General features: G+C 25.3%; 14 protein-coding genes, 5 tRNA genes and 1 other annotated feature (1 of these 20 running past the window's edge). Of the genes, 17 read left to right on the top strand and 2 right to left on the bottom strand.

Annotated elements, in window-relative coordinates; genetic code table 11:
• Nucleotides 1-65 (top strand) — a sequence feature (most likely nonfunctional fraction of RNA operon); it begins 961 nt to the left of the window's first position.
• Nucleotides 66-113: 48 nt separating this feature from the next.
• The 12 genes from OM90_RS08260 to mltG all read left to right on the top strand — a co-directional run bounded on the left by OM90_RS08260 (nt 114) and on the right by mltG (nt 7,364).
• A tRNA-Tyr gene (locus tag OM90_RS08260) sits at nt 114-195 on the top strand.
• A gap of 27 nt (nt 196-222) precedes the next feature.
• Nucleotides 223-309: transfer RNA gene (locus OM90_RS08265), tRNA-Leu, on the top strand.
• A 7-nt stretch (nt 310-316) separates the two neighbouring features.
• Nucleotides 317-389: transfer RNA gene (locus OM90_RS08270), tRNA-Phe, on the top strand.
• Between the two features lie 4 nt (nt 390-393).
• Nucleotides 394-464 (top strand) — tRNA-Gly (locus OM90_RS08275).
• Between the two features lie 26 nt (nt 465-490).
• Nucleotides 491-562, top strand: a tRNA-Gly gene (locus OM90_RS08280).
• A gap of 136 nt (nt 563-698) precedes the next feature.
• On the top strand, nt 699-1,631 hold the full coding sequence (locus OM90_RS08285; RefSeq protein WP_058486421.1) for a dipeptidase: 933 nt from the start codon (nt 699-701) through the stop codon (nt 1,629-1,631).
• A 112-nt stretch (nt 1,632-1,743) separates the two neighbouring features.
• Nucleotides 1,744-3,081 (top strand): L,D-transpeptidase family protein, encoded by a 1,338-nt coding sequence (locus tag OM90_RS08290; RefSeq protein WP_058486422.1) that lies wholly within the window; start codon nt 1,744-1,746, stop codon nt 3,079-3,081.
• A gap of 100 nt (nt 3,082-3,181) precedes the next feature.
• Nucleotides 3,182-4,942: a B12-binding domain-containing radical SAM protein gene (locus OM90_RS08295; RefSeq protein WP_058486423.1), complete on the top strand. Its 1,761-nt coding sequence runs from the start codon at nt 3,182-3,184 to the stop codon at nt 4,940-4,942.
• A gap of 88 nt (nt 4,943-5,030) precedes the next feature.
• Entirely contained in the window at nt 5,031-5,690 is a 660-nt protein-coding gene (nth, locus tag OM90_RS08300; RefSeq protein WP_330381852.1) for an endonuclease III, read from the top strand.
• A 24-nt stretch (nt 5,691-5,714) separates the two neighbouring features.
• Entirely contained in the window at nt 5,715-6,065 is a 351-nt protein-coding gene (locus OM90_RS08305) for a sulfite exporter TauE/SafE family protein (protein WP_058486424.1), read from the top strand.
• Nucleotides 6,065-6,430, top strand: a complete 366-nt coding sequence (locus OM90_RS08310; protein ID WP_058486425.1) for a TSUP family transporter — start codon at nt 6,065-6,067, stop codon at nt 6,428-6,430. The genes OM90_RS08305 and OM90_RS08310 overlap by 1 nt, the downstream gene beginning before the upstream one ends.
• Nucleotides 6,431-6,503: 73 nt before the next feature.
• Nucleotides 6,504-7,364, top strand: coding sequence for an endolytic transglycosylase MltG (gene mltG, locus OM90_RS08315; RefSeq protein ID WP_058486426.1), 861 nt, complete (start codon nt 6,504-6,506; stop codon nt 7,362-7,364).
• Nucleotides 7,365-7,416: 52 nt separating this feature from the next.
• On the opposite strand, the gene OM90_RS08320 is transcribed toward mltG, so the two are convergent.
• Together OM90_RS08320 and OM90_RS08325 are read right to left on the bottom strand one after the other, a co-directional pair.
• A complete protein-coding gene (locus OM90_RS08320; RefSeq protein WP_058486427.1) occupies nt 7,417-8,580 on the bottom strand; it encodes a glycosyltransferase family 4 protein in 1,164 nt (387 codons plus the stop codon).
• An 18-nt stretch (nt 8,581-8,598) separates the two neighbouring features.
• Nucleotides 8,599-9,234: a hypothetical protein gene (locus OM90_RS08325; protein ID WP_058486428.1), complete on the bottom strand. Its 636-nt coding sequence runs from the start codon at nt 9,232-9,234 to the stop codon at nt 8,599-8,601.
• 148 nt (nt 9,235-9,382) lie between these two features.
• Here OM90_RS08325 and OM90_RS08330 point away from each other — a divergent pair, with 148 nt between their 5' ends.
• The 5 genes from OM90_RS08330 to OM90_RS08350 all read left to right on the top strand — a co-directional run bounded on the left by OM90_RS08330 (nt 9,383) and on the right by OM90_RS08350 (nt 14,708).
• A complete protein-coding gene (locus OM90_RS08330) occupies nt 9,383-9,781 on the top strand; it encodes a VanZ family protein (protein WP_058486429.1) in 399 nt (132 codons plus the stop codon).
• Entirely contained in the window at nt 9,774-11,969 is a 2,196-nt protein-coding gene (locus OM90_RS08335; protein WP_058486430.1) for an ATP-dependent helicase, read from the top strand. The genes OM90_RS08330 and OM90_RS08335 overlap by 8 nt, the downstream gene beginning before the upstream one ends.
• A gap of 253 nt (nt 11,970-12,222) precedes the next feature.
• The gene (locus OM90_RS08340) at nt 12,223-13,161 is read left to right on the top strand and encodes an SHOCT-like domain-containing protein (RefSeq protein WP_058486431.1); all 939 of its coding nucleotides are present in this window, start codon (nt 12,223-12,225) and stop codon (nt 13,159-13,161) included.
• Nucleotides 13,162-13,252: 91 nt separating this feature from the next.
• The gene (locus tag OM90_RS08345) at nt 13,253-13,810 is read left to right on the top strand and encodes an S-layer homology domain-containing protein (protein WP_058486432.1); all 558 of its coding nucleotides are present in this window, start codon (nt 13,253-13,255) and stop codon (nt 13,808-13,810) included.
• A gap of 217 nt (nt 13,811-14,027) precedes the next feature.
• Nucleotides 14,028-14,708, top strand: a complete 681-nt coding sequence (locus OM90_RS08350) for a DUF2225 domain-containing protein (RefSeq protein WP_058486433.1) — start codon at nt 14,028-14,030, stop codon at nt 14,706-14,708.
• Nucleotides 14,709-14,789 lie beyond the last annotated feature (81 nt).

Genomic DNA, 14,789 nt, shown 5'->3' on the forward strand with positions numbered 1-14,789 from the left:
TCGAAGGTGAAGCCAATGACTGGGGTGAAGTCGTAACAAGGTAGCCGTATCGGAAGGTGCGGCTGGATCACCTCCTTTCTAAGGAAGAGTAATCATACATTATTTTATAATATGGAGGGATTCCCGAGCGGTCAAAGGGGGCAGACTGTAAATCTGTTGGCTCAGCCTTCGAAGGTTCGAATCCTTCTCCCTCCATAGTGCTGTATGCTGTTACTATATTTTGCCGGAGTGGCGGAACTGGCAGACGCACAGGACTTAAAATCCTGCGGTCCTATAAAGACCGTACCGGTTCGATTCCGGTCTCCGGCATACATAAGCCCAGATAGCTCAGTCGGTAGAGCAGAGGACTGAAAATCCTCGTGTCGGTGGTTCGATTCCGCCTCTGGGCATTGTGCGGGTGTAGTTCAATGGTAGAACACCAGCCTTCCAAGCTGGATACGTGGGTTCGATTCCCATCACCCGCTTTTTAAAACTTATATATATTTTAAATGCGCGAGTGGCTCAGTGGTAGAGCATCGCCTTGCCAAGGCGAGGGTCGCGGGTTCGAATCCCGTTTCGCGCTTTTTATTATTTTAGATTTTATTAGGGCAGGGTTATATATAATCCTGCCCTAATATTTTTATATTAATTGACTAATTTAGCAGTAATCTTAATATAATGATTATAGAATTACATTTTGATAGAAGGAAGTTATTTAATTGAGTTATTTAGATTTACATTGTGATACTTTATTTAAATTACAAAAAAACAATAAATTATCTATATTTAAAAATCCTTATCAAGTTGATTTGGAACGATTAAAATATATAAAAGCAATAGGACAATTTTTTGCAATATATATTGATTCTAAAAATCAATATAATAAAAATTATTTTAATGAAATAATATCTATCATTGAATATTTAAAAATGCAGTTGAATAAAAGACCAGAATATGCTGAAATTATTAAAACAAAGAAACAATTTTACAAGGTTCAAAAAGATAATAAATTAGCAATTTTTTTAACTGTAGAAGATGGAGGATTAATTGCTGATAATTTTTACGAAGCTTATAAAGCAGGTATAAGATTAGTAACTCTAACATGGAATTATAATAATAAGATAGGTTATTCAAGTTTTAATGAAAAATATAATAATTATGGCCTTACTGATTTTGGGAAAGAAATCGTAAGGACAATGAATGAATTAGGTATTATAATAGATGTTTCTCATTTATCTGATAAGGGATTTTGGGATGTAATTAATATTAGTCAAAAACCTGTTGTTGCTTCTCATTCTAATTCAAGAAATATATATAATCATAGGAGAAATTTAAGTGATGAGATGATTAAAGCTTTGGCTAATAAAGGCGGTATTATGGGAATAAATTTTTCTTGTAATTTAGTGGGAGATAGTTTAGAAACTAAAACTATTGATTTATATAAGCATATTGTTCATATAATTAATATAGGAGGAACTGATGTATTAGCTATAGGCAGTGATTACGATGGTATAGCAAATGTGACAGATTTTGGCGATATATCTGGATTACCTATTTTAGCTCAAAGACTTAAAAATTTAGGTATTAAACCATCTATAATAGATAAAATTATGTATAAAAATGCCATAAGAGTTATTAATGATGTTCTTTGATAACAAATAACTATGTAGTGTCAAATATATGTTTTTATTTGTAGTTTGTACTATGTCATTATTTATCCTCATATAAATTAATAAAGAAACATGTATTATAGGAGGATAAATGATGTTTTTTGTAGCAGATATAAGAAAACATATAAAAATTTTAATTGTGATTATGCTTTTTATAGGGGTTATGATATTTTTTAAATATTATAATTTAGTATTAATTGAAGTAGAAGGAGACCGAGCAATTATTAATGTTAACTTTTTAATTCCTATGGAGCAAATAGGAATAGAAAAAGATATAGAAGTTAAATCTTTTTTTCCTAATTCAAAAGTTAAGTGCAATTTAAAATGGGAAAGTGAAAATCGACTAAGAATTTTTTTGCAAGAATTAAGTGAATTAAAAGGACAAAAAGTTATTTTTGAAATAAAAGATGCTAAATCAAAGATTCCTTTTTTCACTAAAACTTTTTCAAAATCAATACAATTTCAAACAGAACCTAAACTTTTAGAAATAGAAAACGAACAAAATGTGCCTACGGAGGGGCCTATAATTCTTAAATTCAATTCGCCTATGGATTATAAGAGTATTCATAAATATATACAATCAGATATTGAATTTGATATAAAACCTTATAAATTTGATAACGGTAAACGTATTGATTATAGCATATGGAATTTATATCCTAAAGAAAAAATGAAAAATGATTCTAATTATTTATTAATTATTAAAAGTGGATTAAAAGCTCAATGTGGAAATATATTAAAAGAAGATATTCAAAAACAAATACATACTGCTTCTAAACCTGAAATTATAAAAACATTTCCTAAACATGAAGCTAAATGGGTTGCCTTATATCCTAAAATTACAATTGAAATGGATGAAGAATTATCCGATGCCATTGCAGTAATTAATGGAGTTAAACAAAATATAAAAATAAAAGATAATAAATTGGAATTTTTCCCTCATGATATTTTACAACCAGAACAAGAATATACTATAAATATTCAAGGAATCTCAAAATATGGAGAAAAAACTAATCCATATATTTTAAAGTTTACAACTATGCCTTTAAAGGAAGACGAATTATGGGTAGAAGTATCATTAAAAGAAAAACATGAAGTGTTAATTCATAAAGGAAATAAAATAATAAAGAAAATGCCTGCCTCTGGAGGAGTTCCTGAAGAACCTACAGTTTTAGGAACTTTTTTCATTCAAGATAGAGGTCTTAGCTTTTTTTCAGAACGTTTTAAAGAAGGCGCAACTTATTGGGTTAGAATTATAGATCAATATCTATTTCATAGTGTTCCTAGGGATGTTAATTGGAATATAATAGAATCAGAATTGAAAAAAATAGGAAAACCTGCAAGCCATGGATGTGTAAGGCTTTTAGAAGAAGATGCAAAGTGGTTTTATGAAAATATTCCAGAAGGAACCATGGTTATTATACATGATTAAAAATAATAAAACTCTTTTTTTCTATGCATAATAATTGAGAATAACTTTTTTACAAGAAGATTTTGTAATATAATAAAACAAAAGAAAAAGGAGAATAATAATGAATATTATTTTATCTACATTAAATGCTAAATATATACATACTTCTCTAGCACTTAATTCTATTAAAAGCTATTGTACTAATTATAAAAATGATATCAAAATTGTAGAGTTTACAATAAATCATCAAGAAAACTATATTTTAAATGAAATATATAAATTACAACCAGATATATTAGGGTTTTCATGTTATATTTGGAATATAGAAAATATTCTCGAATTAATAAAAATTATAAAAAAAATCCTTCCTCATACCATAATAATTTTAGGAGGGCCTGAAGTATCTTATGATGGAGAAACATTAATGGAGAAATATAAAGATATAGATATTATTGTTTTTGGGGAAGGAGAACAAACTTTTTATGATATAATAGAGCACTTCAAAAAAGGAAATAAAAGTTTAGAGGAAATAGATGGTATAATATATCGTATAGGAGAAAAAATAATAAAAAATAAACCAAGAATGCCTCTTAATTTAGATGATATTCCTTTTGTATATGAAAATTTTTCCGATATAAGAAATAGGATTATTTATTATGAGACTAGTAGAGGATGCCCATATAACTGTCAGTATTGTTTATCTTCAATAGAAGATAGGGTGAGATTTTTATCTTTAGATAGAGTATATTCAGATTTACAGCGTTTTTTAGATGAAAGAGTAAAACAAGTCAAATTTGTTGACAGAACATTTAACGCAAGCAAAAATCATGCCTTAGCCATATGGAAATATTTAATTGAAAATGATAATGGAATAACTAATTTTCATTTCGAAATAGCAGGAGAAATTTTAGAAGATGATATTATCGAATTTTTATCTAAGGCAAGACCAGGATTATTTCAATTTGAAATAGGAGTTCAAACAACTAATAAAGAAACCTTAAAAAATATATCTAGAAAAATGGATTTTAAAAAATTAAAAAAGGTTGTACAAAGTATACAAAAAGGGAAAAATATACATCAGCATTTAGATTTAATAGCAGGGCTTCCAGGAGAGGATTATAAATCTTTTAGAAATTCTTTTAATGATGTACATAATTTATATCCAGAACAATTACAATTAGGATTTTTAAAAGTTTTAAAAGGTTCAGGTTTATGGAAAAAAGCTAAACAATACGGGTTAGTATATAAAGATAAAGCTCCTTATGAGATTTTATTTACAAGAGAATTAAATTATAAAGAAATGTTAAAGCTAAAAATGATTGAAGAAATGGTAGAAACATATTATAACTCTACTCATTTTTATTACAGTATAAGATATATGTTACATTTTTTTGATACTCCATTTGATTTTTATGAAGCTTTGGGAGAATATTGGGAAAAAGAAGGATATCATCATGTTAAGCATAATAAAATCAAATTATATACTATTCTCTATGAATTTTTTAAAAATACAGTACAAGAAAAAGAAGAAATACTAAAAGAAATATTAAAATTTGATATGTGTTTAATGGAAAAAGTAAAAAAAGTTCCTGAATGGATGCCTATTAATGAAGAAAAATACAAGCTAAGAATAAGAAATTTTTATAAAAATAAGGAAAATATAGAAAAATATTTACCTAATTTAATAGGATTTTCTTCAAAAACTATTAGCCATATAGCTCATTTAGAGGTATTTCTTGTGGATTTTACATATTGGATTAAAAGTATTAAAGCGGGTAAAGAAATATTAAAAATAGAGAAAAAACCAACGCCTATTTTGTTTGATTATAATTCAAAAGATAATATTTTAGGACATGCTACTTTTTACAAAGTAACTATTTGAAAAACAATATTTCCCAAATAATGATATTATTTCCCGGGAAATATTTGGAATAAATTAAAATTATTTCCCAAAATTATGAGGTGAGATTATGAATATAGAAACAAAAGTAAAAAAAATATTAGAGCTTTTGGATGAATATTATCCTAAAAATATTAAATGTTATTTAAATTATGAAACTCCTTGGCAACTTTTATTTGCGACTATACTTAGTGCACAATGCACTGATGATAGAGTAAATATAGTTACTAAGAATTTATTTAAAAAATATCCTTCTATTTTAGATTTTGCTCAAGCAGATCAAAAAGAACTAGAACAAGATATAAGGTCTACAGGATTTTACAGAAACAAAGCAAAAAATATAATTTTATGTGCTCAACAATTATTAGAAAAATATAATGGAAAAGTTCCAGATGATATTAACAAATTAACAGAATTAGCTGGAGTAGGTAGAAAAACTGCTAATGTAATATTAGGAAATATTTATGGGATACCGAGTATTGTAGTTGATACCCATGTAAAAAGAGTATCTAATAGATTAGGACTTACAAATAATACTGATCCAACTAAAATTGAATTTGATTTAATGAAAATTTTGCCAGAAGACCATTGGATTAGATATAATACTCAAATTATTGCCCATGGAAGGTCTATTTGTACTGCAAGGAAACCTAAGTGTAATAATTGTTTTTTATTTCCTTATTGTAATTATGGATTAGATATTGATATGAAAGAAGTTATAAACAAATAAATATTTTAATAGGAGGGTAACTTTTTGGGAAAAATAAAAATAATAGCTGTAGGATTTGTAACAGGCATGATAAATGGACTTTTTGGAGCAGGAGGAGGAAGTATGGTAGTTCCTGCTATGGAAAAATTTTTAGATGTAAAAGAACATGAAGCTCATGCTACGGCAATAGCAGTTATTTTACCTTTATCTATTATAAGTACATTTATATATGTAAAACATCAAAATATTGTTTGGGAATCAGTATTATATGTTAGTATAGGGGGAATAATAGGAGGGATACTAGGAGCAAAGTTTTTAAAAAAGCTTTCTCCTAAGTGGCTTCACAAAATATTTGGCTTATTTATGATAGCAGCCTCTATTAGGATGATAATATAATGATTTTAATAATTATAGGAATTTTATCAGGATTTATTAGTGGTATGGGAATTGGTGGAGGAACAATTTTAATCCCCTCTTTGACAATTTTTGCAGAAACATCTCAACATATGTCCCAAAGTATAAATTTGATTTATTTTATTCCAACAGCTGTAGCAGCATTGATAATACACATTAAAAATAAAATTATAAAAAAAGAAATTTTAATTTTTTTAATAATAGGAGGAGTATTTGGGGCATTATTAGGTTCAAGTATAGCCAATTATTTAGAATCAATAATTTTAAAAAAATTATTTGCCATTTTTCTTTTTTTTATGGGGATAGTAGAAATTAAAAAAACAAAAAAGGAAAAAAAAGGTAAATAGAGAATTATATTTATTAAGGTGTTTACTTTAAGATAGAAGTAAGTGCCAAATATAAATATAAATGGGGGAGAAAATGGATACAATAAAGAAATGGATAATAAATTATTATCTATGGATAATGTTGGGGTTTTCTATATTAGCAATAGGATTTGCGTGTGCATCTATTTATGAAGCATATAAATTATTTAATATAAAGAATGAACCTATCATTGAAAAGAAAATAAAAATAATTAAAAAATCTGTAGAAAATACTAAATCTAATAATTTATCAAAAAAAGAAATTGATATTAAAGTGATAGGAGGAGACACTTTTAAAGAAATACTAGAAAAATTAGAAAATAAAAAAATTATATCAAAAAATGTACTTTTAAATTATTTGGAAAATAACAACATTAATTTAGAAGGAATAATATTTGAAGGGGAATATAAAATACCAATGGATTCTTCGCCTCAAGAAGTTATATCTATTTTGACAAAACCTTATGAAGAATGGATTATAAATGAATATAATAATTATAAAGGAATCAATAAAAGTCCCTTAGAAATTATAATTATTGCTTCTATGATCGAAAAAGAAGCAGCTATAGATGAAGAAAGGCCTATAATTGCGGGAGTAATTTATAATCGTTTAAAAAATAATATGAAGCTTCAAATAGATGCTACTGTTATTTATGCTTTAGGAGAACATAAAGCTAATCTTTCCTATAAAGACTTAAAAACAAAATCTCCTTACAATACATATATTATAAAAGGACTTCCACCAGGGCCTATTTGTACTCCAAGTCAAGAATCAATTAAAGCTGCACTAAATCCTATAGAACATTCATACTTATATTATGTTGTAAGTTCTTATGGAAGTAAAAAACATAATTTTGCGGAAACTTATGATGAACATTTAGAAAATGTAGCAAAATATAAAAAGACAATAAAATAGCAAAGTTAAATTTTTAGCTTTGCTATTTTATTGTTTTTATTTTAAATCTAAATTAATTTTTTTCGGGTAAAAGAGATTTATATACCTGTTCTATATTATTCCCAAAGTGAGTAGAAGATAATGGCTCAACCATTATGGCAGCATTTTCCGCTAATTTATTTCGAATTTCTTTTTTTGTCAATAGTTCAATTAATATAGAAGGTAATTCTTCATCTTCAGTAAATATTCGCCCATCTATGCCATCATTTATTATTCCTTCTATACTTTTATCCTGTTTTGCAACTACTGGAATTTTAGCTGCCATGGCTTCAGCAAAAGTAAGCCCTTGTGTTTCAGTAATTGAAGCACTTACAAAAACATCGCCTATTTGATAAAATTTACCTATTTCTTTCCAAGGTTGTTCACCAGCAAAAATAACAGATTTAGTAATATTAAGATTTTCACATAAGTTTTCTAAGTCTTTTTTTATAGGACCATCTCCTACTATTAAAAGTTTAGTATTAGGGATTTTTGCAAGAATTTTAGGCATTGATTTAATAATCACATCAATACTTTTTTCTTTTGCAACTCTACCTATAAATAAAATTACATGATCTGTTTCTTTTATACCTAATTTATTTTTTAGTTGCTCTATTTCTTTTTTATTGAATTTTTCTTTTTTAAAAGGTTCAATATTGATACCTGTTGGAATAACTTTAATATCTTTTCTAACTCCATATTCTAATAATAATTCTTTTACTTTATTAGTAGGAGCTATTATTGTATCACATCTGTTACAAAATAATTTGCTTAAGGAACGAGCCATTTTAGGAGTAATTTTTGTCAATTTTCCTTTGGAAATATAATGAACATAATCTTCATACATTGTGTGATATGTATGAACTATAGGAATATTTAATTTTTTAGACATTATTTTTCCAAATATCCCCAAAGAAAATTCTGTTTGAGTATGAATTATATCTAGATTAAGTTGTTTTACTAGTTTTACGGCTTTATGAGAATATATAACTCCTACTCTATGTGATGGAAGAAAAACAAAAGGCATACTAGGAAGTCTAAAAACCCTAGGAAGACTTTGTTTGGCTTTGGGATTAGAAGTAGTAAAGATATATACCTTATGACCTTTATCATTTAATTCTTTTTCTAAAGTTTTAATAGATGTTACAACTCCGTTAACCTGTGGATAATAAGTATCTGTAAAAATTCCAATATTCATAAAAACTCCCCTATTCTTTTATGAATTCAATATATTATCAATATGATTAATAACTTTTTTTAATATAACATTTCTTTTTTGATTTTTTTCAGCTAATTCTTTTAATTTTAATAATTTACTTTTTTGGCTATTTTTATTATATATATCTGCAAGCAAAATATAATTTTGACTTAAGTCAGAACCGATAGATATAGATTTTTCAAGTATTTGCACGGCTTCTTTAACTTTGCCTGCTTCATATAAATATTGTCCCCAGTTTAATAAAGCTCTTATAAGTCTTTGATAATTTTGCTCATAATTAATTAGTATTTCTAAATTAGCGGAACCATATTTATATTTTAAGTCAGTATTACTTATTCCGTTTAAATTAAGTAATGGTTTAGAAGAAAGAGTTATAGCTAATTGTTGCTGTTCATAAGCTTGTTTTAGTTTATTAGAAGTTAACTCTTCTTTTTTTAGCATAGGAAGGTCATGTAAAGATATTGAAATATAATCTAAATTTTCAAGAGTTTTTTTTCTAACAAACATGGCTTCTCGTTCTTTTTTTAAGAAAGTTTCTCTTGAATTTTTTATTTCTTTTTCAGCTTTTCTAATTTTAATATTATAAAAAATAATAAAAATAATAAATATACTAAGAAAAAAAGGAATATTCATGGCAACCTCTTCCTAATTATTGATTTTCTAATTTATTATAGTCTATTTTTTCCATAAAGTCCATGATAAAAATGTACTTTTTATTTTTATATTAGAATAACAAAAATTCTATTGATATGTTATAATAATTTGGTAAGGAGAGATTATTATGCCTAAGCTTGATTTTTTATACTGGATTCCAGCTATAATTTGGATGTGTGTAATTTTTATTTTATCTTCAATGACTGGTAACGATTTACAGAGGACATTTCCTTTTTTCTCTGATTTTAATTGGGGACATTTTGTTGCATATTTTATTTTAGCAATTACATATTATATAGGATTATTTAAAAAAGTTAAAAAACCTAGGATATTTTATATAATAATTTTATTATGTGTTTTATATGGAATTACTGATGAGGTGCATCAGTTTTTTGTCCCTACTAGAGTACCAGATATAAAAGATTTATTCTCTGATACAATAGGCTCAATTACTGCTAGTCTTTTTTTAGTAGTAATACACAAATTAAAGGAAAAAGAAGGAAATAATAGGAGTTATTATGAATAAAGAAAAATTAGAAAAAGAATTTATAGAAATTAGAGATCAAATTATAGAAGAAAATTATAAAAATTTAAATGAAAGTCAAAAAAAAGCTGTATTAACAGGAGAAGGACCTCAAATGATTATAGCAGGTCCTGGTTCTGGAAAAACTCATGTTATTATGCATAGATTGCATTATCTTACAACTTATGGACCGGTTTATAATACAAAAAAAGTTCCTTTAATTATAAATAGAAAAGATATAGATATTATAAAAGAAAATCCAGACCATCCTAGGGCTATAGAACTACTTAATTATTATAGAATTGATCCTAGGAATATTTTAGTTATAACTTTTACAAAAGCTGCAGCAGAAGAAATGAAGCTTAGATTTTATAATATGAAAAAGGGTGATTTTAAAGGAATTTCTTTTGGAACTTTTCATTCCGTATTTTTTAGAATTCTTAGGAGTGTATATAATTATTCTTTAGATAAAATTATTAATGAAGACGAAAAAAGATTAATTTTAAAAGAAATTGTAGAAAAATTAGAAATAGAATATCATGACGAACAAGAATTCTTAAGTGACCTTCAAAATGAAATAGGAATTATAAAAAATGATTTAATAGATTTAGCCTATTATAATTCTATGACTTTACCATCAGAAAAATTTAGAAAGGTAGTTTCATATTATGACAATTATAAATTAAATAATCAAAAAATTGATTTTGATGATATGCTTTATAATTGTTATAAACTCCTTTGTAACAATAAGCACGTATTAAATTTTTGGAGAAACAAATATAAATATATTTTAATTGATGAGTTTCAAGATATAAATAAAGTTCAGTATGAAACTATAAAGCTTTTAAGTTTTCCAAAAAATAATCTATTTATAGTAGGAGATGATGATCAAAGTATATATAAGTTTAGGGGAGCAAGACCTGAATTTTTGCTTCATTTCCCTAAAGATTTTAATAATACTAGAAAAATTATTTTAGATGTAAATTATCGTTCTACTAAAAAAATTATTAGCATGAGTAATAGTCTTATTTCAAATAATAAAAACAGATATAAAAAGGAAATAAAGACTTTTAATGAAGAAGGAGAAGCCCCTTTTTTTATTGAATCTAAGGATATTGAAGAAGAATCACGTAATATTGTAAATTGGATAATTAATTGTAATAAAAAAGGGATTTCTTTTAAAGATATAGCTATTATATTTAGAACAAATATACAGGCTAGAGCACTAGTAGAAATTTTGATGGATTTAAATATTCCTTTTTGCCTTAGAGATGAAATACCAAATATATATGACCATTGGATAGCAAAAGATCTTATAGCTTATATTAAACTTTCAAAAAACATGGGAGATAACAAAAGTCTTGAAAGAATTATAAATAAACCTAAAAGATATATAAGCAAAGGAACAATTTTTGAAGCTAAGAAAAAAGAAGGAATTTTATTAGATAATTTATACAAAATAAAAAATATAAAAACATGGCAAGTTGATAGATTAGAAGAACTTAAATTTCATTTAAAATATATATCAAAAAAAACTATACCAGAAGCTATTAAATATATTAGAAAAAATATAGGATATGATGAATATATTACAGAATATGCCCAATATAGAAATATAAGCATGAAAGGATTAAAAGAAATTTTAGAAGAAATAGAAGAAGGAGCAAAAAATTATCATAGTTATGATAAATGGATTAATCATATTGAAGATGTAGGAAGAAAAATAAAAGAAGGAAAAATTAAAAAAAATAATAAATTAGATGCTGTAACCCTATCAACAATGCATGGAGCTAAAGGTTTAGAGTTTGAGGCTGTTTGTATAGCAGGAGTAGTAGAAGGAATTATTCCTCATAATAAGAGTAACTCTTTAGGTGAAATAGAAGAAGAAAGGCGATTATTTTATGTAGGAATCACAAGAGCTAAAAGGTATTTGCTAATTTCTATTTTAAAAAATAGATATGAAGAAAAAGTAGAACCTTCTAGATTTATAGAAGAAATGATTCCAAAGTCTTCTATAGAACTATTTAAAGAAAATACTTATATACATCATAAAATATATGGAAATGGTATAATAAAAAATGTACAAGGAAATATTGCAACAATTAAATTTAAAAAAGGAATTTTTATTAAAAAAGTCGATTTAAAATATTGTATAGAGAAAAATATAATTTCCATTAAAGATTATAAATAAAAATTTATAGTTAAGTAGAGGTAAAGATATTTAATATAAGGAGGGAATTTATGTTTATCAAAAGAAGATATAAAAAATTCCAAAAAAAAGTAGTTAGTATTTTAGCGTTACTTCTTATAATAGCTCTTATTTTGACTGCGTTACTTCCTATATTTACTAATTTATAAAAAGAAAAATTCCTTTGCTATAATAAATAAACAAAAAAATAAAATAATACGTATATATAATAAATCATAAAAAGGAGATTTACAAAATGAATGAAGAAAAAATGATGATATTAAAAATGTTAGAGCAAGGGAAAATTACATCGACAGAAGCTGCTAAATTATTAGAAGCTTTAAAAGAGAGTAAAGGTACTAATTCTTTTTCTCATGATTTAAGTAAAAAGGTTGAAGTTTTTTCAAAAGATTTAGAACCTAAAATAAAAAAAGTAACTAAAACGTTATTAGGTAAGACAGCTGATATAGCAGATAAAATATCAAAATCTTTAAATCAATCTTTAGGTAATCAAGAGAAGAAAATAGAATTGAAAGTTAGTTATAATGAAAATATTGAACTCAGATTAAAAGGTAAAAATGGCAAAATCTACATAAAAGGATATAATGGAGATAAAATTACAGCTAATATAAAATATAATTGTAAATCTGAAAAAGATATTTTAGAGTTAATTGAAGTGGGAAGTGTCGTTTATCTTAATTATGATGAAAAATATTTTGACAAAATTGAAATAGAAGCATTTATTCCAGAAAAAGTTTTTAAAAAAATTTATATAGAAACTACTAATAATGATATATATGTAGATGGATTAGAAAGTAAAGAAGCCTATATTTACACTTATAATGGAATAATTGAAACAAAACAATGCAATATCGAAAAAATGGAACTTATTACCTCTAATTCTGAAATAATTTTAGATGCTTCTAAAACAGAATTAAATAGTTATAATTTTTATGAATGGAGAGCAGAAACTTCTAATGGGGGAATAAAGGTACGTACTATAAATTCTTACAACATAGGATATGATATAGAAGCCAGTACAGTTTTAAATGGCATACAAGTAAATTTATCAAATATAGATTATAAGGAAAATAAAAAAAATTATATAAAAGGAATTTCTAGTAATTATTCTATAGCTTCTAAAAAGATAAAATTAAATTTACAAACGACCAATGCTCCTATAATCATTAGTTAAAGCTTCTTTTGTAAAGAAGCTTTTTAATTATATCATTTATAGTTAATAATATGATATAATTAATTAACATAAATATAGTAGGAGGATATATATGATAAAAAAACTTAGGATTATTTTTATAATTTTAATCTTTTTTATAAGTTCCATAAATATTACTTTGGCTGCTACAGATGCACAAATACAAGCAGGAAACAAACTTAGAATTTTAAAGATATTAACAGGATATGAAGATGGTTCTTTAAGATTAGATAATAATATAAGTAGGGCAGAAATAGCAACTATTTTAATTCGAATTTTAGGATACGAAGATACTGTTATTGTAGGATTAGAAGAATATACTTTTAATGATGTAAAAGAAAATCATTGGGCATATGAAAACATAAAAAAAGCGGCTAAATTAGGATTAATTGCAGGATATCCAGATGGTAGTTTTAAACCTAATGAGTCTATAACTTATGCAGAAATTATTGCAATGATGATAAGACTTACAAAACAAGATAAAGATTTAGAAGGGGAATGGCCTTATAATTATATTAATAAGGGAATAGAATTAGGGATTATTAAAGAGGGGAATGAAGACTTTAATAAAAAAGTTACTAGAGGAGAAGTATCTGAAATTTTATGGAATACCTTGATTTTGAAATTATAAAATAAAAAAGTAGCTTTTGCTACTTTTTTTATTTTGAATATTAAGATAAGTAATAATATAAATTGTTTGAATGATTGTAAAACAAAGAAATATAATATATAATTATTAATTGAGGAAATTTTATTGATAAGATATAATTTTTAAATAATATATTTTATAAATTATTATTTAAAAATATTAAGACAATATAAATACTTGCATCGGAGAGTGAATATTCATGAATTTAGAAGAATATTTATATGAAAAAAATGTGGAATGTCCTGTATGTGGAAATAAGTTTAAAGCGATTGAGGTAAAACAAAAAGCTTATGTTGTAGATTATAGGGATTCTGATTTTTGTGTGCATTATAAAAATATAAATCCTCTACTTTATGATGTTTGGATTTGTCAATTATGTGGATATGCTTCATTAAAAAGAACTTTTTCTGATATGTCATTTAAAAGAGCGGAATTGATTAAAAAATATATTACTACTAAATGGGTTGCAAAGGAAAGTGAAAAAGTTATAGATTATGAAAGTGCTATAAAACGATTTAAATTGGCTTTAATAAGTGCTCAAATTAGTAAAGCAAAGGCAAGTGAGATTGCTTCTATATGTTTAAAAATTGCTTGGATATATCGTTTTATGGATAATGTAGAGAATGAAAAACAATTTTTACAATATGCTATAGATAAATATACTGAGGCTTATTTACAAGAAAGTTTTCCTGTAGAAAATTTGGATAAAACAACAGCTGAATATCTTATTGGTGAATTAAATAGAAGAGTTGGTAATCTTGAAGAAGCAGTTACATGGTTTAATAAAGTTATGTCTGATAGAACTGCTTCTGAAAGAATTATGAAATTATGTAGAGAACAATGGAATATAGTAAGAGAAAAATTAAAAATAAATGAATAAAAAATAAATTGAATTTTTTTTTATATATAGTATAATGTAATAATCTAAAAAGATGGAAGCCCTCTATTTCTAAAGTTGTAG

Origin of the sequence: Defluviitalea phaphyphila, from assembly GCF_001466305.1 — a bacterium.
GTDB lineage: Bacteria > Bacillota > Clostridia > Lachnospirales > Defluviitaleaceae > Defluviitalea_A > Defluviitalea_A phaphyphila.